The following is a 22,725-nucleotide window of genomic DNA, read 5'->3' as shown; positions in this document are numbered from 1 at the left end:
ATTGGCATAGGACAAAAATGAAAGTCAAGATTACAGGTGATTCTGCACACACTATTTTTGAGTCTGTGCGCCAACTCACAAAAGAGGGAGCCCTCGTTTCTGGCGATGTACTTCCCCCTGTCAGAGAGCTAGCACAGCAGTTGGGTGTAAATAGAAATACCGTTTCATCTGCCTACAAGAAACTATCCCAAGCTGGTATTGCTCTTACGCAAGGGCGATTAGGCACGCGTATTTGCGAAGACATTAGTGCTGGTGAGCAAGAAGGTAGCACCCAAACATCCCTTTTTGATTTAGCTGATGGAAGCCCGTGCAAAAGCTGGCTTCCCGACCTCAATAAAGTTGCTTCGCTTACACCTCTTAACCAATATCTTTATGGTGAGGATACTATTCTTCCTAGTGTTAGCGCCTATGGTAAAGCATGGTTTCGCAATGCCTGTCCTGATGACTTCGCACTAACGCTTTGTAACGGCGCCATTGATACTCTTGAGCGCATGATAGCGGCCTACCTTATTCCAGGTGACAAGTTTGTTGTAGAAGACCCCTGTTATATCAGTTCAGCCAATGCCATTAGACTGTCTGGCATGCAGGTAATAGGCGCTGCTGTCGATGCAAAGGGCATGCGGCCAGACGCATTAGAAAGTGCACTTGAAAAAGGAGCTAAAGCGGTATTGATTACGCCACGTGCGCATAATCCTACTGGGGTTTCTATCACTGCAGAGCGTGCTAAGCAGTTACAAGATGTTCTGCGTCGTTACCCAGACGTAGTCGTGCTAGAAGACGACCATTTTTCACTGTTAGCCACCACAGTACATCACAGTGTTATTCCTGAATCTACTCGCAACTGGGCGATATTTCGCTCGGTATCAAAGGGGTTAGGCCCCGATCTTCGGATGGCATTTGTGGCGGCTGATACAGAATCAATTAAGCGCATAAATACGCGTCTTGCTCCGGGCATGTCTTGGGTAAGCCGCGTGCTTCAAGCGCTGGTTTATACGTGCTTGACCAATGATACCTTTCAAAAGCAATTAACTGATGCAAAGGAACAATGTAAGCATCAGCGAGATACGCTCATAAAGGCGCTGAACAAAGAAGGTGTTGCATTCACGCACGCCATTGATGGATTAAATGTGTGGCTCCCTGTTAATACCGACAGTAAAACCGTCGCCTTTGCGCTATCGCAAAAAGGCTGGTTAGTGAGACCGGGCAGCTCATTTGATGTTGATGAAGTCTCGCACGCGATTAGAGTCAGTATACAAAAGATAGAACCTAAGATGGCATCACAATTTGCAAGCGATTTCGCTGCTGTTTTGAATGATAGATAAACGCCTTTTCCATATAGGCTGATAAGAAAAAGGGTTCTTTTTAGAACCCTTCTACTGCTTCACCTTTAAGACGATAGCCGACTGAAGCGATATCACCTTTCCAGCCGTCGGTAGAAAGCTCGCCAGTCACCCAAATTGCATCGTAGATATTATCGATATGCACGCCCTCTTCAAACTTCACGTACACAATTTGATTAGAAGGCGGAGGCGGCACATGGATACACGCACCAAAGTACGGCACCAATAAGAACTCGGTAGTGAGCTCCCCGGTTCCTTCAAGCGGTACAACAAACCCAGGAATTTTTACGCGTTTGCCATCGTAGGTGTCGACTACTGGCGCGTCGGGTTGTAGCTGACTCATTTCACCGTTATGTTGCACAGCAGGTGGAGCAAGCTCATTAAAACCTTCTGGCACCAAGTCTTCCCAATACACTTCTACTGCTTGTGATGCTGCGTTAGCATTCCACGAAGGCAGAGCAATAAAGACTGCAAACAGGATGAATAGTGATTGCTTTATTTGTTGCATATAACTCTCTACATCTTTATTTCACCAGCTCCAACAAAAAGGGCTGGTTTATCACCAGCCCTTTTTAACATCAATTCGATGAAGCGTGAATTATTCTGCTTCGAAACGCGCGATGCTTGCGGTAATTTCTTCTTTTGCAGCTGCAGCGTTCGCCCAACCGTCAATTTTAACCCACTTACCAGGCTCAAGATCTTTGTAATGCTCGAAGAAGTGCTCAATCTGCTTAAGTAGAAGCGGTGGGCAGTCTTCAATTTCTTTAACATCACGGTAAATAGTAGAAAGCTTGTCTACTGGAACAGCAAGAACCTTTGCATCTTTGCCTGACTCATCAGTCATGTTAAGTACGCCAACTGGACGACACTTGATAACAGAACCCGCAAGTAGAGGGAAAGGTGTCATTACTAGTACGTCTACTGGGTCGCCATCTTCAGACAAGGTGTTGTTTACGTAACCGTAGTTCGTTGGGTAGTGCATGCAAGTAGCCATGAAACGGTCTACAAATAATGCACCAGTATCTTTGTCTACTTCGTACTTCACCGGGTCAGCGTGCGCTGGAATTTCGATGATTACATTTACTTCGTCTGGCACATTCTTACCAGCAGGAATAGCACTCAAGCTCATTCTTTGATCCTTTCAATGATAAATTAGAAATTTGGGGCTAAGTATACGGTGAGTGCGGCAAAATAAAAACGGTTTACGACTGTTGTCGTAGTAATCTCTTTAAATTTCGCTAAATTTTGCCGCTATAGATGCTATTTAGTGCTTTTCTCGATAACTAACGCACATATCAACTTCGTCTTTTGAGCCGATAATACAAGGCACTCGTTGGTGAATTTCCTCTGGCATTACTTCAAGAATTCGTCCGGTTCCGGTTTCTGCTTTACCACCAGCTTGTTCCATCAGAAATGCCATTGGGTTTGCTTCATACAATAAGCGCAGTTTACCCGGCTTGGACGGGTCACGGTTGTCATAAGGGTACATAAAGATACCACCGCGACACAATAAACGGTGAATATCACCCACCATAGCCGCAACCCAGCGCATGTTGAAATTTTTGCCGCGCGGGCCTTCTTTACCTGCAAGCAAATCAGCGATGTAAGCTTGCATTGATGGCTCCCAATGACGCTGATTAGACGCATTAATAGAAAACTCACTCGTTTGCTCTGGCACTTGAATATTTGGATGAGTAAGCAAGAAACCACCGTGGGTTTTATCTAGCGTGTAAATATGCGTTCCACGACCTGTCGTTAACGCTAGCATTGTCGAAGGACCATACAAAACGTAACCTGCTGCCACCATTTGCGTTCCCGGCTGCAAAAAGGCTGACGGATCGTCAGGCTCCATCCATTGAGGCGCGTGTGTGATGGAGAAAATGGTACCAATTAAACTGTTGATCTCTGTGTTTGACGAACCATCTAATGGGTCAAAGCTTACAAGATACTTTCCTTCTGGGTTACACGGAACAACATCGTCTTCTTCTTCAGACGAAATTGCTTTTACGTAGCCAGACTCTCTTAGCGTATCTTTTAGGATGTGATTTGAAATAACGTCGAGCTTTTTTTGCGTTTCGCCCTGTACGTTCTCAGAAAGAGTCGAACCCAGAACGCCTGCTAATGCGCCTTGACTCACGCGGAAAGATATTTCTTTACAACCCGCTAGCAGTGTACGAATGAGCAAAATAAGCTCAAGCGGCGCACCGTCTTGTTGCAATTGGGAGTTTAAACGTTTCATTAAATGTAAGCCTTTTTTTCGTATGTAGGGTTTTTATGTCAAAAGGTGCACAGCTTTCCTTACCGGCTTATCGCTTCTGACATATACAGAACACTGCGTTTGTTAAGCGCATTGCCTGTGTATAGATTGTAACCGCGTTCGACGTGAAGTGAAACACGCTAATGGTGATGCATTCACACACCATACCAGTATGACAATGCTTTCTATACCTTACCGGGCAAACAATGCAGCGTTTACTAAATTGCATTATCCCTCACTAATAAGGTTCTGATACAGTAGCCATATCACATGACAATTCGTTGAGAATGCACTATGCATGTACATATTTTAGGCATTTGTGGAAGTTTTATGGGTGGCATTGCCGCCATTGCAAAGTCACTAGGCCACAAAGTTACCGGCTCTGATGACAACGTGTATCCGCCAATGAGTACCCAACTAGAGGCGTTGGGCATTGAATTAACCCAAGGCTACGATGTTGGCCAGTTTGAACCAGCACCTGACATGGTCGTTATTGGTAATGCGATGTCTAGAGGCAACGCGGCCGTTGAATACGTGTTAAATCGTAACTTGCCCTACACCAGTGGTCCACAGTGGTTGCTTGATAACTTGCTTAAAGATCGCTGGGTAATTGGTGTCTCAGGCACACACGGAAAAACCACTACCAGCAGCATGGTGGCATGGATATTAGAGTTTGCAGGATTAATACCCGGCTACCTGATTGGCGGCGTGCCAGAGAATTTTGGCGTATCAGCCCGCGTTGGAGAAGGCCCCTTTTTTGTAATAGAAGCTGATGAATACGACAGCGCCTTTTTCGACAAGCGTTCAAAGTTTGTGCATTACCGTCCAAAAACGTTAGTTATAAACAACTTAGAGTTTGATCACGCGGATATCTTTGCCGATTTAGCTGCCATACAAACCCAGTTCCATCACTTGGTGCGCATGGTGCCTGAAAATGGCTTGATTCTTACCCCCAATAATACTCCAGCTATCGAAGATATGCTCTCGCGCGGTTGTTGGTCCTCACGCCAATCGTTGGGCAAAACCTGGGACAGTGAACTTATCAATAAAGATGGCAGTGCGTTTCATGTGCTCCACAATGGCAACAAGGTAGGTACAATCGAGTGGGCGTTGATGGGCAAACACAACGTCGACAACGCGCTAATGGCAATTGCAAGTAGTCATCACGCAGGCGTGACCTTACCTGATGCCATTGAAGCGTTATCGACGTTTAAAAACGTGAAGCGTCGCATGGAGGTCAAGGGCACCGTTAGCGGAATTACGGTGTATGACGACTTTGCACACCATCCCACCGCTATCGAAACCACCCTAGACGGTTTGCGCAAGAAAGTGGGCAATGCGCGCATTTTAGCCGTATTAGAACCTCGTTCTAATACAATGAAAATGGGTGTTCACAAAAACACACTGGCTAATTCGTGGCAAAAAGCAGACGACGTTTTCTTATTCGAGCCTAGTGGAATGGATTGGTCACTCGTTGATGCTGCAGCGCATAGCAGTGCCCCTGTTCATTGCTACAAAAACGTTGAACATATTGTGCAAGCGTTAAAAGACACAGCAAAACCCGGCGATCACATTTTAGTGATGAGTAACGGCGGGTTTGAAGGGATCCACGGACGTATCTTGTCTGCACTAAAGGATTGCTAAATAGGCTATAACTTAAGAGAACCTGACTTGAAATGTCGAAATTAATGACAAAGAGACAGTCTCAGAGGTAAACAAATGAAACACGACAAGCAAGTTACACTTGCTATCACAGGCGCCTCCGGTGCGCCTTATGCACTTACATTAATGCAGTCTTTGGTGAATGCTGATTATCAAGTATTTGTATTGATATCATCGGCAGCAAGGGTGGTGTTTGCTACCGAAGAAAACGTAAAAATACCCGCACGCCCAGAAGATGCGGCCGCATTTTTTACCCAGCATTGCGGCGCCAAACCTGACCAAATTAGGGTATTTGGTAAAGAAGAATGGTTTTCTCCTGTCGCGTCAGGATCAGCGGCGCCATCGAAGATGGTGGTTTGTCCGTGTTCAACAGGCACCTTATCAGCGATAAGTATTGGTGCCAGCGACAACCTTATAGAGCGCGCTGCGGATGTAGTGTTAAAAGAGCGTGGGCAACTAATAATGGTGGTACGTGAAATGCCATTGTCGTCAATTCACCTAGAAAACATGCTCAAACTGTCACAAATGGGCGCCACTATTATGCCTGCTGCGCCGGGCTTCTACCACAACCCGCAAATAATAGACGATTTGGTAGACTTCGTGGTGGCGCGTATACTAGATCACCTTTCAATAGAACAATCGTTGGTGGCCCGATGGGGTTATCAAACCGCTAAACATTCAGAGGAATAACCATGTTCGCGTTTGCAAACAGGATTTGCGCCGTTGCGCTAGGAACGTTGCTTGCCACGGGCGTTGCATCACCTGCATTTGGCTGGGGTCAAACAGGTCATCGCGTGACCGGTGCTATTGCACAGCAATACCTAAGCCCATTGTCACAAGCGGCAATGATGGAGCTATTACCTAACAGTTCGCTTGCACAAGCATCTACACATGCAGATGAAATGCGCTCAGACCCAAGTGAGTTCTGGCAAAAAACCGCAGGCCCCTGGCACTATGTTTCTGTACCTGAAGGTAAAACCTACGTTGAAGTGGGCGCACCTGACGAGGGGGACGCCGTTACCGCGTTAGAGCAATTCACCAATACCCTTAAAGACCCGAGCGCAACAACTGATGAAAAGCGCTTAGCGCTGCAGTTTATCGTGCATATTATTGGCGACTTGCATCAGCCTCTTCATGCAGGAAATGGCACTGATCGCGGTGGGAACGATGTTAAGGTGCGTTTTTTCTGGCAAGACTCCAATTTGCATCGCGTATGGGACTCACAAATGTTAGAGCAACGCGGTCTATCTTACACCGAGTGGACAGCCCAACTAACGCGTAGTATTACGCCACAAGACATCCGCAATTGGGCGAGTACTGACGTACTAGAGTGGATAAAAGAGAGCACTGAGATACGCGACACTATCTACCCAGATAACGCAAACAACATGAGCTACGATTACCTCTACAACAACTTACCCACTGCACAAAAGCGCATACAAATGGCCGGCATTCGTATTGCTATGTATTTGAATAAAGTATTCGAAGAAGCCAATCAATAAGTGGGTTATGTCCTGTACAAGTTTATAATACCGCGTACAGGACAACCATAGTCACGCGACTGTCTTGGTAAAAAGGAATGGCGTACAGCCTAATCTAAATCAAGTGGCTCTGGAGACAAGATTACACCTGTGCTATCGGCGTAAAGGTGGTCTTCGGGCAAAAACGTAACGCCCCCAAAATTAACCGGTAAATCTACCTCACCTATGCTTTCCCCCTCGGCATTAACCGGAATAGCTGCAACTGCCAGTACACCGATATCCAACTCGGCTAAACTGTCTACTTCACGCACGCTGCCATAAATGACAACACCTTCCCAGTCGTTATCTATGGCAATTTGCGCAGAGGCAGCATCAAACAAAGCACGGCGCGTTGAACCACCACCGTCAACCAAAAGCACTTTACCCGCTCCAGGCTGTGCGAGAACGCGATCAATTAACCCTCTATCCTCAAAGCATTTAATGGTAGTGATTTCCCCACCAAAGGAATAGCGACCACCAAAGCTTGCAAAAATTGGGTCGACGACGTCTACGCTATCTGCAAACAAATCACATAGTTCAGATGTGTTGTATTCCATTATTCCGCCTTTGTTGAATAGAGAGATAAAGATGAAAATCTAAGTCTAGCATAGCATTAAAAAGCCTATTGCAAACGACTGATTTATAGCGATTCATCGAATTTTTGACTTTGATAAAAAATAACGCAAACCCTGTATTTTCAGTCTGCATTGAGCACAAATTTTGCTTAGATTTTGCTTAGTACTATTTTAGAGAATAACAATACGGTGATTATTCACGGACTTTTTGTCGCACCAGTCATAAAAAGGAAAATGTAAGAAAAGTTTCTTTTTTCCGTCACCCACTGGTCACAGACCCACTTTAGCCTGTGCAGTAATTAACCGATAGAGGACAAGGCGATGCTAATGAAATCCTTGACTAAGGTCGACACCGACCTATTTTATCGCCTCTACAAACTGACACTAAAAAGAGACTGTCGCAGTATTATCTGGTTGTCAAAAACTGGCGACGGCTATTTGTACTTCGTTATCGGCATGCTGCTGTGGGCGTTTGAGCCAGAGCATGGAGAGCTTTTCCTATATACAGCGCTGATGGCATATGCGCTGGAGTTACCTATCTATGTGTTGCTTAAGAAAATGTTCAAGCGCCCACGCCCTTGCGATTTTCTAATGAATTTAACAGCACATGTCACGCCTTCAGACAAATTCTCTCTTCCTTCTGGACATACTGCAGCCGCATGGTTAATGGCAAGTATAGTGGCGCACTATTACCCGCCTTTCGCTCTGCTCGCGTATTGCTGGGCAGCACTAATTGGACTATCAAGGGTCCTATTAGGTGTGCATTATCCGTCTGATGTATTTGCAGGTACGTTATTGGGTATCACTATTGCATCACTGAGTATTTCTATTTTGGGGTAGTATGAAATTATTGTATGGCGTGCAAGGCACCGGTAACGGTCATATTGCGCGAGCACGAATTATGGCGGCAGCGTTGGCGCACCGCGACGATATTGATGTCGATTTTGTCTTTACTGGCCGTGCGCCAGAAAAGTACTTTGATATGGACATTTTTGGTGACTATCGCACCTTCACTGGGCTTAGCTTTATTACTAAAGGCGGCAAAGTTGATAAATTGGCCACGTTGCGCAATGCGAAAGTGGGGCAATTCGTTAAAGATGTCAAAGCGTTTGATGCCAGTGGTTATGATTTGCTTGTAAATGACTTTGAACCTGTCACCGCTTGGGCAGCGAAACGACAAGCTATACCGTCTATTTCCATCAGCCATCAAGCGGCATTTTCGTACGATGTGCCTAAAAGTGGAAATACCATTTTCGATACCCTACTTATGAAAATTTTCGCCCCTACACAACTTCAATTAGGGGTGCACTGGTATCATTTCAATCAGCCTATCATTCCGCCATTTGTGTCTGATAAACCGGCACTTTCTCCAGCAAAAGGCCACGTGTTGGTATATTTGCCGTTTGAAGATATCGACGATATACAGCAGATGCTTGAGCCGTTAAGTGACCAAGAGTTTCACTGCTTTCATCCCGATATGCCTGAAAAACGAGAAGCGGGGCATATTCATTGGAGTCCAACGTCTAAAAACGCATTCCAAAAATCACTGCAACATTGTAGTGGGGTTATCGCCAATGGTGGTTTTGAGCTATCCAGCGAAGCATTACAATTAGGAAAGAAGCTGTTAATCAAGCCGTTGCATGGCCAGTTTGAACAATTGTCGAATGTTCTTACGCTAAACCAGCTTGACCTATGCCAGACGTTGTTTCAACTGGACACAGACATTGTTGAAGAGTGGCTTGAAGCGCCAGATAATGAAGCCATCGCCTTTCCCGACGACCCAAATGTGCTAATTGATTGGCTTAAAAAAGGTGACTTCAGCGACACGCAAAGCCTGTGCGATGCACTATGGAAAAACGTGCAGTATGGCGATAAAACACGAGAACGATTATTGGCTCTTGCAATTTGACGCCGCAATGCGATGATAACGGCATTTGTCGTCTTCTTCGCGGGATTTTTCGTGTTAAAAAAATCGGTTATTTTTCTGTTAACGCTCACAGCTTTAGGTGGTTGTGGCTATAAGGGTGCCCTATACATTCCAGAGGCGCCTGTTCAAAACGAATCTGCTCAACCGACCTCGCCAACCTCAACAACATCATCAGAGCGCGATAACACCGTCCCTGCATCTACATCTGGAGAACTGAACTAGTGGATTACTTTGCCTATAGCGAAGGGCAGCTTTACGCTGAAAATGTGGCTGTTTCTGACATTGCTGCCACACACGGAACACCGGTATATATCTATTCTCGTGCAACGCTTGAACGCCATTGGCACGCATTTAATGACGCTATTGGTGAGCACCCGCATCTTGTCTGTTACGCTGTAAAGGCAAACTCAAATATTGGTGTTCTCAGTGTATTGGCCAAACTAGGATCAGGTTTCGACATTGTTTCTGCCGGTGAACTTGCTCGCGTTATTGAAGCGGGTGGCGATGCAGGTAAGGTGGTTTTTTCAGGTGTAGGGAAAAAACATGACGAGATTCGTTACGCACTTCAACAAGGCATTATGTGCTTTAACGTAGAGTCTGAGCCTGAACTTCATCGAATTAACCAAGTTGCCGGTGAGCTTGGTGTTAAAGCCCCCATCTCGTTGCGCATAAATCCCGATGTTGACGCGAAAACGCATCCGTATATTTCAACGGGTCTTAAAGCCAATAAGTTTGGTATTGCGCGAGAACGCGCACTCGCGACTTACGAGCTGGCTGCGTCCCTACCGCACTTAAATGTGGTCGGTATGGATTGCCACATTGGTTCTCAGTTGACGGAAATTGGTCCTTTTGTAGATGCGCTAGAGCGTCTTCTGGTACTCATTGATGAACTTGCAGAGCGCGGTATTATCATTGAGCATTTAGACGTGGGCGGTGGACTTGGTGTTACTTACAATGAAGAGCAACCACCTCACCCCAAAGCCTATGCACAAGCAATGGCTGAGAAAATGGTGGGCCGTGAGAATTTAAAGCTGATACTCGAGCCTGGTCGCGCCATTGCTGCAAACGCGGGCATTTTAGTCACCGAAGTTGAATTTATTAAAGAAGGCGAAGAGAAAAGCTTTGCTATTGTTGATGCTGCAATGAATGACTTGCTACGCCCAGCACTTTATTCAGCATGGCAAAAAATTATCCCTGTAAAACAAGAAGCCACCGTTACGTCACGTAAATACGATGTAGTAGGCCCAGTATGTGAAACGGGTGATTTTATTGGGAAAGACAGAGAGTTAGCCATTGAGCCCACCGATTTACTTGCGGTGCGTAGTGCCGGTGCTTATGGCTTTGTAATGGCCTCAAACTACAATAGCCGTTGCCGTCCCGCTGAGATTATGGTCGATGGTGACAAGGCAATTGTGGTACGAGAAAGAGAAAATCAAAAAGATCTCTGGAAAGGTGAGTACAAACTTCCGTAAACTAGGGTCAAATAAATAAGATAGATGCGCTGTTAATGCAGGTTCAATTTTCAAAAATGCACGGTTTGGGTAACGACTTCATGGTGATTGATAACGTTACGCAAAATGTATTTTTCTCAAAAGAAAAAATTCAACAATTGGCAAACCGAAACTTTGGCATTGGTTTCGACCAATTGTTGATGGTTGAACCCCCTTATGATCCCGAACAAGATTTCCATTATCGTATTTTTAATGCAGATGGCTCTGAGGTGGAACAATGTGGTAATGGCGCACGCTGCTTTGCACGTTTTGTTAAGCAGAAAGGGCTTATTAATCGCAATAAAATTGTCGTAAGTACAAAAGCGGGCAAAATGGTGCTGTACCTCGAAAAAGATGGTCAGGTAACCGTAAACATGGGCAAACCTGAGTTTGAGCCTGCCAATATTCCGCTTAAAGCAAATAAACAAGAAAATACCTACATACTGCGCGTGGGCGAAAGCACCCTTTTTATTGGTTCAGCCTCTATGGGTAACCCCCATTGCGTGATGGAAGTAGACGATGTAGACACTGCCAATGTAGCCGAAATTGGCCCTTTGGTTGAGAAACACGAGCGATTCCCTGAAGGTGTCAACGTCGGTTTTATGCAAATTTTAAACGACTCGCACATTAGATTACGCGTATTTGAGCGTGGCTCGGGTGAAACCCTTGCGTGTGGCAGTGGCGCATGCGCCGCAGTTGCAATTGGCCAAATACAGGGTAAATTAAGCAAAGATGTACGGGTTGATTTACCCGGGGGCAGCTTACGTATTCGTTGGCCAGGGCCAGACAATGTACTTAAAATGACAGGCCCAGCAGAACACGTATACGATGGAACGATAAATTTATGAGCGATGTATCAGGGCAATCTAGCGCCACGAAAATCATAGAGCCATTTACAGACACTTCAGGTTTGTCACCTGAAGATGTGAGGGCCTTCTTGTTAGAAAACCCTGAGTTTTTTGCTCAGTATCCCGATCTTCTTGAAAAGATAAAGCTACCGCACGAGCATAAAGGCAGCGTGTCGTTAGTTGAAATTCAAAGCGAGCAGTTGCGTAAGAAAGTCAGACAGCTTAATTACAAGCTCACGCAACTGGTCACCATTGCTAAGCAGAATGAAAAGATATACCGCGTTTATACAGACTTAAACGTTCAGTTGTTACGTTGTGAAAGCGTGGCAGAAGTGCAGTTTACGCTTGAAGACGTTCTGCAAGAGCGCTTGCAGCTATCCTCTGCCGTTATTAAGAGTTTCAAGGGTCCTCACGCAATACCTGAGCTGCAGAGACGCTTGTTTACTGAAAAGCGCTTTAAGAACACCAATTTCTTTTTTGGCCGCCTCTCTCAGCATGAGCGCCAGTTGTTATTCTCAGAAAGCCCCGCTGAGTCAGTTGCATTAATGTTACTGGGCGATAATCGCGACCTTGGCATTTTGGGTATTAGCAGTAGCGATGCAAGCCACTTCACACCAGACATGGATACACTACTTCTCCAACAGCTTCAGCAAGTGCTCAATATCATCTTGCCTGAAATGATGGGATACTAAATTTCGTGTCTACGGACGCTCTCATTAGTGATTCTTGTCAGCACTGGCTGGAAAAATTTCTTCTCCATCTGCAAGTAGAGCGCGGGCTTTCACCTCATACGCTTTCAAATTATCGGCGTCAGCTAACAGAAGTCGCCAAATTACTTGGGCTTTACGAATGGTCTGGGCTCACGCCAAGCGATATAAAACGCGTTATGGCAGACGCGAAAATGTCTGGTCACAGCGCGCGTAGTATCGCGCTTCGCTTGTCGGCATTACGAACCTTCTGTCAATATCTCATTGACCAACAACAATTATTCAGTAACCCTGTTGAAGGGATCCAAGCCCCTAAACAAGGAAAGCCCCTCCCCAAGCAACTCAGCGTTGATGAAATGCAACAGCTGCTCAACGCCACACCACAAAGTAGTGATGATGACGAGGGTATGCAGTTGCGGGATATCGCCATGTTCGAGTTGCTTTATGGGTGTGGCCTGCGATTAAGTGAACTTACCGGATTAAACTTAGCTGATTGCCTGAAAGATGGCACAGTAAAAGTGATGGGGAAAGGCAGTAAACAACGAATATTGCCCCTTGGCCGGCAAGCCCAAAAAGCCCTTAATGCGTGGCTTAAAGTACGCCCCGCTTACGCATCAATGTATGAGAGCGCTGTTTTTGTCAGCAAGCGGAAAACACGTATTTCAAACCGGCAAGTGGCGAATAGGCTAAATAAGATGGCCGAGGCTCAGTCGCTGTCGCAAAAAGTCAGTCCTCACAAACTGCGCCATTCTTTTGCAACACACGTACTAGAGTCGAGCGGTGATTTACGTGCGGTTCAAGAATTGTTGGGTCATGCCAATTTATCTACCACGCAGGTATACACTCACCTTGATTTTCAGCACCTCGCTAATGTTTACGATGCCACGCATCCACGCGCACACAAAAAATAAAGGCCTATACCATGCAGTTTTTTAGATCGTTGAACAACGTGAAGGCCATGACCTTCGACCTCGACGATACGCTTTATGATAACGAGCCCATTATTCGTCGAGCCGAGCTAGCTCTTCAATCTCATATAGCTCAACATCATCGCCAGGCAGCTGACCTTACGCCACAAGACTGGCTTGAGCTCAAACGCGCAGCCATCGCTAAAAATCCTCGTCTTGCATCTGACATGGGTCAATTACGTCGTGTTGTGCTTAGCGCTGCGTTGTCTGGCACACCTGCTAATGCGTTATCAGTTAACCCTACCCAAGATGCAAACTTACGTAATGCTGTTGATGATTGCTTTCATTGCTTTTACGACGCAAGAAGTGACTTTGCGCTGACAGTCGATGTTCATGACACACTCGATAAACTGAGTCAGCACCTACCGCTCATTGGTATCACCAATGGCAATGTAAACACGCAAAAAGTCGGGCTAGACCGCTATTTTGAGACCATTTTACATGCCAGTGTGGCGCGCCCAATGAAGCCAGCTGCCGACATGTTCAATGAAGCAGCGTCGCGTTTGAAAGTAAAACCAGCGCATATCTTACATGTGGGGGACAACATCATTAAAGACGTGCTGGGCGCTATTAATGCAGGCTATCAGGCGGCGTGGTTTGCCTGTAACCGTCCTATGCAGTTGTCGTTGGAACCAGTATCAGTACTACCGCACGTTCAGCTTGATTCGTTACAGGAACTCGTTCAATTTGTATAACGATTTCCGACCTTTTGCGATACGTTAAAGGTCGATAAGTCTCATTCGTAGGGCGTATAGATTTCTTTGTTCACCCGTTATACACTGAAATTTGTGTCGTCGTTTTTGTGTCCTCATGGAAAAACCAGCAGTCTCGAAGTCAAGGTCGCAACATGCGCCCAATGTGGATCAATCAATCACCCGTGTACATGAGCATACACAGAAAGGTGGTTCACTGTGGCCATTTAAGCCCATGTCTGGGCTATATTGCGACGTATTTCTTATCCTATCTTGGCTTGCAGTGTGGCAAATTGGACGCTTAGTTGAATACACTGAACACGCCAGTGTGTGGTTTCCTGCTGCTGGCTATACACTTGCATGCTTTTTAGTGATTGGTTGGCGCGCGCTCGTGCCTATTATGATAGCTGCCATTGCCATTACCGTCTGGAATGGGCATCACTACTCCCTACCGCTGAGCAATAGCGAACTCATGTGGGGCGGCTTTTTGTTTGGCATTGCCCACATCATTCCATATTTCGCTGGGGCAAGCGTACTTGGTCACCTTTTAAGAAAACCCGACGTTACTACACCTTTGTTAATCGTTTCATTTTTAATGATTGGTTGCGTTTCTTCCTTAATTGCCACACAACTCGTTATTGGTTCTCTTGTGGTCACAAGTCAAATGCCTGCGGCAGATGTGAAAGACGCCATGTTACCCTTTTGGATTGGTGATATGGCCGGTGTTGTAGTACTTGCGCCACTGTTTACTGGTTTTTTAGTGAAGGTGTGTGCTGCGCCTAAGATAGATTTACTGGCATTCTCCAGTAACAATCCACCTCATTTAACACGCTATTTCAAGAAAGTGGCGATTAACGTAGCGCTAATCGTTTTGGTTATGTTACTGGCAAAAATTACGCAGTCTCGCGATAGTGCATTTGCTATATTTTTTCTCGCCATTACCCACATGTGGATAGCCTGCACCGAAAGCACTAAACGCAATGTCATTAGCCTGGCCATTAGTAGCCTTTGTATTGTATTACTCGTGCATACACTCGCCTTAATGGACTACGTAAAAGTGTATCAATTCGCCCTAAACGTTATTGCTGCCAATGCCTTATTTGGTATAGCCATTCCCCAATTACAAGCGGACAATGCGTTGTTAAAAGACCGCGTATTTGTAGATTCGCTTACTCAGGCTTACACACGAGAATATTTAGCACAACGCAGTGCACTTGAAATGGCACAAAGTCGTGAATCTGGTAATTCACTTTATTTCGTCATGTTCGATTTAGATAAGTTTAAGCGAATTAATGATGAATTGGGGCATGTTGACGGGGATGAAGCGCTGCGCAATTTGAGCCAAGTGACCAAAAGTGCGCTACGTAAAACCGATGTATTTGCGCGTTTCGGAGGTGATGAATTTGTCTTGCTTTTGCCTAATATCAGCAAACAAAACGCGCTTAATTTAGTAGAAAGAGTACGTGAAGGCATAAATGCGATCACTGTTTCCAATGTCGCATTGTCATCGAGCTTCGGCGTCACACTGATGCAACAAGACGACTCACTAGAAACTTTAATTCAGCGCGCTGATCGCGCGCTTTACGCGTCAAAAGAAAAAGGCGGTAATACCATTACTCTTATTTGAGACCAACGCGCAGCGCACGCCTTTGATTTAAACCTGCGAGTTGTCTTCAAGTACGTTTTGTCGCATTGACTCACATGGACTCTGACAAACCGGTCTCCCAACGACTTTGGCAGGCACACCCACCACGGTAACGTGTGGCGGAACATTATCAAGCACGACACTACCCGCGCCCACTTTTGAACCTTCGCCAATTTCAATATTACCCAAAATTTTAGCACCTGCGCCAATGAGCACACCTTGGCGTATTTTTGGATGACGGTCGCCCGACTCGTTACCTGTACCACCTAGTGTCACACTTTGTAAAATAGACACATTGTCCTCAATAACTGCGGTTTCACCTACGACAATGCCGGTCGCATGGTCGAACATGACTCCACTGCCAATGCGTGCAGCAGGATGAATATCAACCCCAAAACTTGCTGAATTTCGGCTTTGAAGAAAGAGCGCCAGTTGATGTCGACCATGCACCCATAAATAGTGAGCCATGCGGTGAACTTGAACTGCGTGAAAACCTTTAAAATGCAGCAGTGGGGTTAAGTAGTCATTCACTGCAGCATCGCGGTTTTTTACGGCAAGAATATCGGCTGTAGCCGCTTCACTGATGCCGGGTTCAAGTAGATAGGCTTCATCAAATACTTCTCTAATGGCCAGTGCAGGCATCACGTCATCAGCCATTTTATTCGACAAAATGAAGCTTAATGACGACTCAAAATTATGATGCGCTAACACACTGGCATGCACATAACTCGATAGCAACGGTTCACTATCGGCAACAACTTGCGCTTCTTGTTTAAGCGTCGACCAAAAGTCGATGGGCGTAGAAAGTGCTGTCATGAGCATGGTCCAATTTGGTTTGAGCGTTGAAAAGAGAGAAGCTGTTCGTACCTATATCGATTGAATGTATTCAACTTAGCAACAATCCTGTGGATTGTGCGAAGTGTAGTGTACCTAAGTTTACTGCGTTTCAGTACTCGTGTTGTACCCATCAAGCGCAGAATTCGATCAACTTATCGAACTGTTTCGTTATTAGTTATTACTAAAGATTGGGGCTCACGACAGAAAGCCAAGTCATGCGGTTCAACGGGTACAAAACTGGACTGTATAAATTCACAGGCAGCTGGCATAATACTTGTTTCTTAAAAATCGCTAAAATAGGTGTCACACTATGGATGTATCTCGACTGCTAGACGAGCTTAACGATAAACAACGTGAAGCGGTAGCAGCCCCATTATCGAATGCCCTTGTATTGGCTGGCGCGGGTAGTGGTAAAACGCGCGTACTGGTACATCGCATTGCATGGTTAATGGAAGTCGAAAACATCGCACCATTCTCAATTTTAGCCGTTACGTTTACTAATAAAGCAGCAAAAGAAATGCGCGGCCGCATTGAATCGCTGATGGGGCGCAGCCTCCACAATATGTGGATTGGTACTTTCCACGGTCTCGCTCATCGCTTGTTACGCGCTCACCATGCTGAGGCTAACCTACCCGAAAACTTTCAGATTATTGACTCAGACGATCAATACCGTCTTATTCGACGTATTCTTAAAGCCATGAATTTGGACGAAAAGCATTGGGCTCCGCGACAAATCCAGTGGTACATCAATGGCAATAAAGACGAAGGGTTACGCCCTCAGCACATAGAAACGCATGGCGATCATATTCAAAAAACCATGCGCGAAGTGTACGCGGCCTATCAAGATGCCTGTGACCGTTCGGGTCTCGTCGATTTTGCTGAGTTATTGCTACGCGCACATGAACTGTGGGCGAAAAACCCAGAAGTATTGGCTCACTATCAACGCCGTTTTCGCGCGGTACTTGTTGACGAATTTCAAGATACCAACAATATCCAATACGCTTGGCTACGCATGCTTTGCAGCGGTGAAAATAACAACATCATGATTGTAGGTGATGACGACCAGTCTATATACGGTTGGCGCGGTGCTAACGTAGATAATATTCAGCACTTTCTTAAAGACTTTAATCAACCAACCACCATTCGTCTTGAACAAAACTACCGTTCTACAGGTAACATTCTTAAAGCTGCCAACACGGTTATTGACAACAACACCGGTCGTTTAGGCAAAGAGCTATGGACTGAAGATGCTCAGGGTGAGCTGATTTCTGTTTATGCCGGTTTTAACGAACTTGATGAAGCCCGTTTTATTGTGTCGAAAATTAAAGACTGGCTTAACCAAGGTAATGCCCTAAGTGATACCGCTATTTTGTATCGCAACAACGCACAGTCGCGCGTGCTAGAAGAAGCACTGCTGCACGAGGGATTAGCTTATCGTATATACGGGGGCTTGCGCTTCTTCGAACGCCAAGAAATCAAAGACGCTCTGGGTTATATGCGTATGGTTAGCCACCCGCACGATGACGCAGCCTTTGAGCGTGTAGTAAATACACCCAGTCGCGGTATTGGAGAAAAAACCCTGTCTCAGGTGCGTGACACTGCCAGAGCCCACAACTGTTCCATGTGGCAGGCCTGTCAGCTACTTATTAACGAAGGCGGTTTCAAAGGTCGCGCGTTAAACGCAATGCAAAGTTTTGTGCTGCTGATTACTGAATTAGAACAGGCCACGTTGGACGAGCCTTTGGATCAGCAAGCTGATAAGGCAATAAGGCAATCGGGTCTTTACGCCATGTATCAAGCGGAACGTGGCGAAAAAGCACAGGCTCGTCTAGAAAACTTAGAAGAGCTAGTCAGCGCCTGTAAAACCTTTATTGTGCCAGAAGAGGCGGAAGAAATGACTCCGCTGGCGGCATTCCTCGCCCACGCATCTCTTGAAGCTGGAGAAACTCAAGCCGATACAGATCAAGACGCAGTGCAAATGATGACTATTCATACCGCGAAAGGTTTAGAGTTCCCGCTTGTGTTTATGGCGGGGGTTGAAGAAGGTATGTTCCCAAGCCAAATGACAAATGATGAACCCGGCAGAATGGAAGAAGAACGCCGCCTGTGCTATGTAGGTATGACGCGTGCTATGCAAAAGTTGTATATAACTTATGCAGAAAGTCGTAGATTATATGGTCAAGATAAGTATCATACGGCGTCACGATTTATTCGTGAAATGCCAGCCGACTGTGTTGAAGAAGTGCGATTAAAATCAACCATTTCGAGACCGGTTCACAATCGTTTTAGCCAAGCTACGTCACATGCAAGCTTTGAAGAAACGGGGTTCCAGTTGGGTGAACGTGTGGTACATCGCAAATTTGGCGAAGGCATTGTACTGAATTACGAAGGTAGCGGAGAACACGGTCGTGTTCAAGTAAACTTCGATGAGTTTGGCAGTAAATGGCTCGTCCTCGCCTACGCTAAGCTGGAGAAAGCGTAGAACTAAAAGTGTGGCAAGGTAGCCCAAACCATAGTTGAAATGTATGCAGCAAAACGTGCTGATCATCGAAAACGGTGAAAGCAACCTTGAATTAATTGCGAAACTTGTGCGTCGTGCGGGACTTACTCCTGTGGGCGCAACATCGCTAATTGAAGGGCGTGCACGCTTTAAACAAAATATGCCCGAATCGTTTCTGTGCGCTATTGTTGCCTACTCGTTGCCTGATGCCAAACAAGGGCAAGCTATCGATTTTGCTGCTAATGCGTTCATTCCTACTATTGCCACAACAGAAACACTCGACAGCGCTATTCGCGACAAAGTGTTAGAGCGCGATGTCGTCGACTATGTGCCAAAAGAAAATTCGCAAAACTACGACTACTTAAGCCGCCTTATTGGTCGGCTAGAAAAAAACAAATCCACCGGCGTTATTGTCGTGAGTACAAATCGCTTATTGCGTACCCGCACAGTGTCGCTATTGCAACGCCACAACTTTATGGCCTTTGAGTGCCTTACCGCCACAGACGCTATGCAGCGACTGGCAGAACACAATAATATTAAGCTTGTTATTACCGACAACACATTGCCTGATATGACAGGTACCCAGTTTGTTGCGAGTCTACGAAAAGCCTTTTCAAAAGAACAATTGGCCATCATGGGCATTGCTGGCGGTAAAGGCATGCTGATGTCAGCGCACTTTATCAAAAGTGGTGCGAATGACTTTTTACGCGTGCCTTATTGCCATGAAGAATTTCTCTGCCGCGTGATGCAAAACGTAGAGTACATCGAAAGTGTTGAAGAAATTCGTCGTGTAGCCAACACTGATTACCTTACAGGCTTACCGAATAGACGTCATTTTTTCTACATGGTGACGGTTCAGCATCAGTTGCTTTCACAGCATCACGCACTTGCGCTTATTGACCTGGACTTTTTTAAGTCAATCAACGACACACATGGGCACGACGCCGGCGATATTGTGTTAAAAGCGATGGCTGCTTTGATCGAGTTTTATTTTCCTGACGAAATTATTTCCCGCTTCGGTGGTGAAGAATTCTGTATTTATCTGCCAAACACGCCTCTTGATGAAGCCTGCGAGCGACTAGAAGCGTTTAGAAAAGTGGTTGAAGCGGAAGTCATCCAATTGCCCAGCACCGACATTAAAGTTACGTGCAGTATCGGTGTTTGCGGTACTCAAACCCAGCGCATTGACAAATTACTCAGCCTTGCCGATAAGCAGCTTTATGCCGCTAAAAACAGTGGCCGAAACCGAGTAATGTGCGAAGAGCCTGACGCCCCCCAACTCGAGCAGGCGTCATTGCTCTAGTTATTCTACGGCGAGCTTTTGTGCTTGTTTTTGTTTGCGGTAGTGCACTAAAGAATCGGCACTAAACAAAACAAGTGCACACCATACAAACCCGAATGTTACCAAACGCGCTTCTTCAAGAGGCTCCGAATAGAGATAGACGGCAAGAATAAACATCAGCGTTGGACCGATATACTGGAAAAAGCCCAACGTTGAATACATGATGCGTCTTGCTGCCGCGGTAAAGCACAACAGTGGCGCCGTGGTTACAATGCCGGCGGCTAAAATATACAAGTTCAAGCTGGTGTCGTTGGCAAACAAGTTGCTGTACTCAGAGCCATAGAAACACCAATAAAAAAGCGCTAATGGCGATAACATTAGGGTTTCTATAAACAAGCCAGGTAAGGAGTCCACCGCCACTTGTTTACGCAATAAGCCATAAACACTGAAACTACCTGCTAATACCAGCGCAATCCAGGGAACCTGCCCATAGGAAAATACCAGAATTGCTACGCCAATAACGGCAAGCCCTACTGCCACACGCTGCAGGTTTCTAAGCCTCTCGCCCAAAAACAATCGACCTAAAAACACGTTTATCAAGGGATTAATGTAGTAGCCCAAGCTGGCATCTAAAATATGATCATTGTTAATAGCCCATATGAACAACAGCCAATTCGCCCCTAATAAGAGGCCTGCGACGAACAGTATTTGCATAACGCGTTTGTTTTTAAACGCCGCCAGTACTTTTGGCCATTGCTTAAGTGCCGCGATAAGCCCGACAAGTAGAACAACCGACCAAATGACACGATGCATCAAAATTTCAGCCGCGGGTAGTACCATAAGTTGCTTGAAATAAACGGGCGCAACACCCCACATGCTATAGGCTGCAATTGCACAAATGACACCGACCTGTGCGGCATTGGTTGGCTTAGACAAAGAAGTCTCCGACATTCAAAAAGGGCGAGAGGCGCGTATTGTTTATCAGTCGTTTCTAATACACAACCTCTTTTGATTTCCTATCAGGCAAAACGGTGAGGAAACGCGACGTAAGGGCGTACCTTTGCGCGATACGCTTTACGTTGATGCTCGCCCTAGAGAAAAACGACTTATAAAAGGAAAAGTGTTCCGAGCCCTAAGAAAGCAACAAAACCAACAATGTCAGTCACGGTAGTGAGAATAACCGAGCCTGATAATGCTGGATCAATTTTCAGTTTATCGAGGATAACGGGCACAAAAACACCAGCCAGCGCCGCAGCCACAATGTTAAAGAGAATGGCTAAACAGATGACCACACCTAACATCACATCGGTAAACCAAAAATACGCCACTATGCCGATAACGAGTGCCCAAATAACACCGTTAACGCCACCGACCTTGAGCTCTTTCACCATAAGAGCGCGTAAGTTAGCTGGCGTGACCTGCCCTAAGGCAAGTCCTCGCACTATCAGCGTAAGCGTTTGACTGCCAGCAATGCCGCCCATACTCGCTACCACGGGCATTAATACTGCCAATGCCACGACTTGCTGCAATGTACCTTCAAACAATCCTATAAACCACGACGCCAAGAAAGCGGTCAGTAAGTTTATTCCTAGCCATAATGCTCTATTGCGCGCGCTTTTCGCCACAGGCGAGAATAAATCTTCGTCTTCATCCATACCTGCCGATGCCATCACTTGGCGCTCGTAAAACTCATTAACCAACTCACTGGCAGAGGTAACATCTAGACGCCCTAACAGCTTGTTGTTCTCATCCACGACTGGCAGCGAAGCCAACCCAGAACGTTGGACCAATAGCGAAGCATTCATAGTGTCATCAGCCCCCTGAATGGTCGTTACGGTTTCTTCTGATAAATCGAACAACGACACGTGATCTTGGGCGGTAAACAAGTGACTGATTTTCACTAGCGCTGAAAATTGACCGGAGCGGTTTACCAAAAAAATACTGTCACAATGCTGAGGAATATCGCGACGTAATAGTCGTAGCCCTTCACGTACCTTGGCATTAGAAGGCAAGACTAATTGCTCGTGGTTAACCCAGTGTCCAATTTGATTATCGGGGAACTGCGTGGCTTCTCTAAAATATTTTCGCTCTTTCGAGTCGAGTGACTCATACGCCATATCCACTAAACGCTTTGGTAGCGAGTCAAGCAGTTCGAGTAAGTCTTCAGCGTCAATATCTGCAAAGATAGAGGCCCACTCATTGTGTGGCGTGTTATCGATAAGAATTTCACGCGGGTCGCTACGCATTTCGACTAACACATCGAGTTTACGGTCGCGGGGGATCCCCTCCCACACTGCCAAACGTTTTTCGACAGGAAGTGATTCAAGCAAAGTGGCAATATACACATCATCTTGGCCACTTAGGGTGGCCAACAACGTTGCGGGGTCGTCACCCATGCTGTCGGTAACGATTTCTTCGATTAAATCTGGTAATGGCTCTGCCATGCTACACCTCCTGTTAAAGCACTTTTGTGTC

At 45.9% G+C, this 22,725-nt stretch carries 22 protein-coding genes; 15 read left to right on the top strand and 7 right to left on the bottom strand.

Going from position 1 to position 22,725, the window contains the following annotated elements:
• Nucleotides 1-17 precede the first annotated feature (17 nt).
• The gene (locus tag OZ660_RS00950) at nt 18-1,322 is read left to right on the top strand and encodes an aminotransferase class I/II-fold pyridoxal phosphate-dependent enzyme (RefSeq protein WP_274742257.1); all 1,305 of its coding nucleotides are present in this window, start codon (nt 18-20) and stop codon (nt 1,320-1,322) included.
• Nucleotides 1,323-1,362: 40 nt separating this feature from the next.
• Here OZ660_RS00950 and OZ660_RS00945 read toward each other — a convergent pair whose 3' ends face one another.
• From OZ660_RS00945 to OZ660_RS00935, 3 genes are all read right to left on the bottom strand, one after another.
• Nucleotides 1,363-1,848, bottom strand: a complete 486-nt coding sequence (locus tag OZ660_RS00945; RefSeq protein ID WP_202263192.1) for a DUF3299 domain-containing protein — start codon at nt 1,846-1,848, stop codon at nt 1,363-1,365.
• Between the two features lie 90 nt (nt 1,849-1,938).
• Complete coding sequence (gene ppa, locus OZ660_RS00940; protein ID WP_202263191.1) at nt 1,939-2,469, bottom strand: inorganic diphosphatase; 531 nt, start codon at nt 2,467-2,469, stop codon at nt 1,939-1,941.
• A gap of 135 nt (nt 2,470-2,604) precedes the next feature.
• Nucleotides 2,605-3,579: a class 1 fructose-bisphosphatase gene (locus tag OZ660_RS00935; RefSeq protein ID WP_274742256.1), complete on the bottom strand. Its 975-nt coding sequence runs from the start codon at nt 3,577-3,579 to the stop codon at nt 2,605-2,607.
• A gap of 312 nt (nt 3,580-3,891) precedes the next feature.
• Between OZ660_RS00935 and mpl the strand changes: the two genes are divergently transcribed.
• The 3 genes from mpl (at nt 3,892) to OZ660_RS00920 (ending at nt 6,761) form a co-directional block, all read left to right on the top strand.
• Nucleotides 3,892-5,241, top strand: coding sequence for a UDP-N-acetylmuramate:L-alanyl-gamma-D-glutamyl-meso-diaminopimelate ligase (gene mpl / locus OZ660_RS00930; protein WP_274742255.1), 1,350 nt, complete (start codon nt 3,892-3,894; stop codon nt 5,239-5,241).
• A gap of 75 nt (nt 5,242-5,316) precedes the next feature.
• Nucleotides 5,317-5,949 (top strand): flavin prenyltransferase UbiX, encoded by a 633-nt coding sequence (locus OZ660_RS00925; RefSeq protein ID WP_274742254.1) that lies wholly within the window; start codon nt 5,317-5,319, stop codon nt 5,947-5,949.
• Nucleotides 5,950-5,951: 2 nt separating this feature from the next.
• Nucleotides 5,952-6,761, top strand: coding sequence for a S1/P1 nuclease (locus OZ660_RS00920; protein ID WP_202263187.1), 810 nt, complete (start codon nt 5,952-5,954; stop codon nt 6,759-6,761).
• A gap of 89 nt (nt 6,762-6,850) precedes the next feature.
• Here OZ660_RS00920 and rraA read toward each other — a convergent pair whose 3' ends face one another.
• Nucleotides 6,851-7,336 carry a ribonuclease E activity regulator RraA gene (gene rraA / locus OZ660_RS00915; protein ID WP_202263186.1) on the bottom strand — a complete coding sequence of 162 codons (486 nt, stop codon included), beginning with the start codon at nt 7,334-7,336 and terminating at the stop codon, nt 6,851-6,853.
• A 345-nt stretch (nt 7,337-7,681) separates the two neighbouring features.
• On the opposite strand from rraA, the gene OZ660_RS00910 reads away from it, so the two are divergent.
• From OZ660_RS00910 to OZ660_RS00870, 9 genes are all read left to right on the top strand, one after another.
• Nucleotides 7,682-8,194 carry a phosphatase PAP2 family protein gene (locus OZ660_RS00910; RefSeq protein ID WP_202263185.1) on the top strand — a complete coding sequence of 171 codons (513 nt, stop codon included), beginning with the start codon at nt 7,682-7,684 and terminating at the stop codon, nt 8,192-8,194.
• Nucleotide 8,195: 1 nt separating this feature from the next.
• Entirely contained in the window at nt 8,196-9,263 is a 1,068-nt protein-coding gene (locus tag OZ660_RS00905) for an MJ1255/VC2487 family glycosyltransferase (RefSeq protein ID WP_274742253.1), read from the top strand.
• Nucleotides 9,264-9,314: 51 nt separating this feature from the next.
• Nucleotides 9,315-9,503: an LPS translocon maturation chaperone LptM gene (gene lptM, locus OZ660_RS00900; protein WP_274742252.1), complete on the top strand. Its 189-nt coding sequence runs from the start codon at nt 9,315-9,317 to the stop codon at nt 9,501-9,503.
• Nucleotides 9,503-10,753, top strand: a complete 1,251-nt coding sequence (lysA, locus tag OZ660_RS00895; RefSeq protein WP_202263182.1) for a diaminopimelate decarboxylase — start codon at nt 9,503-9,505, stop codon at nt 10,751-10,753. The genes lptM and lysA overlap by 1 nt, the downstream gene beginning before the upstream one ends.
• A gap of 35 nt (nt 10,754-10,788) precedes the next feature.
• On the top strand, nt 10,789-11,619 hold the full coding sequence (dapF, locus tag OZ660_RS00890) for a diaminopimelate epimerase (RefSeq protein WP_202263181.1): 831 nt from the start codon (nt 10,789-10,791) through the stop codon (nt 11,617-11,619).
• Nucleotides 11,616-12,311, top strand: a complete 696-nt coding sequence (locus OZ660_RS00885) for a DUF484 family protein (protein ID WP_202263180.1) — start codon at nt 11,616-11,618, stop codon at nt 12,309-12,311. Before dapF ends, OZ660_RS00885 begins: the two co-directional genes overlap by 4 nt.
• 5 nt (nt 12,312-12,316) lie before the next feature.
• Nucleotides 12,317-13,237 carry a tyrosine recombinase XerC gene (gene xerC / locus OZ660_RS00880; protein ID WP_202263179.1) on the top strand — a complete coding sequence of 307 codons (921 nt, stop codon included), beginning with the start codon at nt 12,317-12,319 and terminating at the stop codon, nt 13,235-13,237.
• An 11-nt stretch (nt 13,238-13,248) separates the two neighbouring features.
• A complete protein-coding gene (locus OZ660_RS00875; RefSeq protein WP_274742251.1) occupies nt 13,249-13,989 on the top strand; it encodes an HAD-IA family hydrolase in 741 nt (246 codons plus the stop codon).
• A 163-nt stretch (nt 13,990-14,152) separates the two neighbouring features.
• Nucleotides 14,153-15,613, top strand: a complete 1,461-nt coding sequence (locus tag OZ660_RS00870; RefSeq protein WP_274742250.1) for a sensor domain-containing diguanylate cyclase — start codon at nt 14,153-14,155, stop codon at nt 15,611-15,613.
• A gap of 27 nt (nt 15,614-15,640) precedes the next feature.
• On the opposite strand, the gene cysE is transcribed toward OZ660_RS00870, so the two are convergent.
• Complete coding sequence (gene cysE, locus OZ660_RS00865) at nt 15,641-16,447, bottom strand: serine O-acetyltransferase (protein WP_202263176.1); 807 nt, start codon at nt 16,445-16,447, stop codon at nt 15,641-15,643.
• A 331-nt stretch (nt 16,448-16,778) separates the two neighbouring features.
• Here cysE and uvrD point away from each other — a divergent pair, with 331 nt between their 5' ends.
• On the top strand, nt 16,779-18,950 hold the full coding sequence (gene uvrD / locus OZ660_RS00860; RefSeq protein ID WP_226432556.1) for a DNA helicase II: 2,172 nt from the start codon (nt 16,779-16,781) through the stop codon (nt 18,948-18,950).
• Nucleotides 18,951-18,993: 43 nt separating this feature from the next.
• On the top strand, nt 18,994-20,271 hold the full coding sequence (locus OZ660_RS00855; protein WP_202263174.1) for a GGDEF domain-containing response regulator: 1,278 nt from the start codon (nt 18,994-18,996) through the stop codon (nt 20,269-20,271).
• On the opposite strand, the gene rarD is transcribed toward OZ660_RS00855, so the two are convergent.
• Together rarD and OZ660_RS00845 are read right to left on the bottom strand one after the other, a co-directional pair.
• On the bottom strand, nt 20,272-21,186 hold the full coding sequence (rarD, locus tag OZ660_RS00850) for an EamA family transporter RarD (RefSeq protein ID WP_226432554.1): 915 nt from the start codon (nt 21,184-21,186) through the stop codon (nt 20,272-20,274).
• 170 nt (nt 21,187-21,356) lie between these two features.
• Nucleotides 21,357-22,694: a magnesium transporter gene (locus OZ660_RS00845; protein WP_274742249.1), complete on the bottom strand. Its 1,338-nt coding sequence runs from the start codon at nt 22,692-22,694 to the stop codon at nt 21,357-21,359.
• Between the last annotated feature and the right edge of the window lie 31 nt (nt 22,695-22,725).

It is taken from the genome of Alteromonas sp. 009811495, from assembly GCF_028865455.1.
Classification (GTDB): Bacteria; Pseudomonadota; Gammaproteobacteria; order Enterobacterales; family Alteromonadaceae; genus Alteromonas.
Note: the sequence above shows the minus strand (reverse complement) of the source record. Positions and strands in the feature narration are given on the sequence as shown.

Excerpts from the sequence above, each read along its gene's own strand:
- OZ660_RS00905 (WP_274742253.1), top strand. The coding sequence starts at position 8,196 with ATGAAATTATTGTATGGCGTGCAAGGCACCGGTAACGGTCATATTGCG.
- OZ660_RS00925 (WP_274742254.1), top strand. The coding sequence starts at position 5,317 with ATGAAACACGACAAGCAAGTTACACTTGCTATCACAGGCGCCTCCGGT.
- uvrD (WP_226432556.1), top strand. The coding sequence starts at position 16,779 with ATGGATGTATCTCGACTGCTAGACGAGCTTAACGATAAACAACGTGAA.
- ppa (WP_202263191.1), bottom strand. The coding sequence starts at position 2,469 with ATGAGCTTGAGTGCTATTCCTGCTGGTAAGAATGTGCCAGACGAAGTA.
- OZ660_RS00945 (WP_202263192.1), bottom strand. The coding sequence starts at position 1,848 with ATGCAACAAATAAAGCAATCACTATTCATCCTGTTTGCAGTCTTTATT.
- OZ660_RS00950 (WP_274742257.1), top strand. The coding sequence starts at position 18 with ATGAAAGTCAAGATTACAGGTGATTCTGCACACACTATTTTTGAGTCT.
- OZ660_RS00910 (WP_202263185.1), top strand. The coding sequence starts at position 7,682 with ATGAAATCCTTGACTAAGGTCGACACCGACCTATTTTATCGCCTCTAC.
- cysE (WP_202263176.1), bottom strand. The coding sequence starts at position 16,447 with ATGACAGCACTTTCTACGCCCATCGACTTTTGGTCGACGCTTAAACAA.
- OZ660_RS00920 (WP_202263187.1), top strand. The coding sequence starts at position 5,952 with ATGTTCGCGTTTGCAAACAGGATTTGCGCCGTTGCGCTAGGAACGTTG.
- mpl (WP_274742255.1), top strand. The coding sequence starts at position 3,892 with ATGCATGTACATATTTTAGGCATTTGTGGAAGTTTTATGGGTGGCATT.
- OZ660_RS00855 (WP_202263174.1), top strand. The coding sequence starts at position 18,994 with ATGCAGCAAAACGTGCTGATCATCGAAAACGGTGAAAGCAACCTTGAA.
- OZ660_RS00935 (WP_274742256.1), bottom strand. The coding sequence starts at position 3,579 with ATGAAACGTTTAAACTCCCAATTGCAACAAGACGGTGCGCCGCTTGAG.
- OZ660_RS00845 (WP_274742249.1), bottom strand. The coding sequence starts at position 22,694 with ATGGCAGAGCCATTACCAGATTTAATCGAAGAAATCGTTACCGACAGC.
- OZ660_RS00885 (WP_202263180.1), top strand. The coding sequence starts at position 11,616 with ATGAGCGATGTATCAGGGCAATCTAGCGCCACGAAAATCATAGAGCCA.
- rraA (WP_202263186.1), bottom strand. The coding sequence starts at position 7,336 with ATGGAATACAACACATCTGAACTATGTGATTTGTTTGCAGATAGCGTA.
- dapF (WP_202263181.1), top strand. The coding sequence starts at position 10,789 with ATGCAGGTTCAATTTTCAAAAATGCACGGTTTGGGTAACGACTTCATG.
- OZ660_RS00875 (WP_274742251.1), top strand. The coding sequence starts at position 13,249 with ATGCAGTTTTTTAGATCGTTGAACAACGTGAAGGCCATGACCTTCGAC.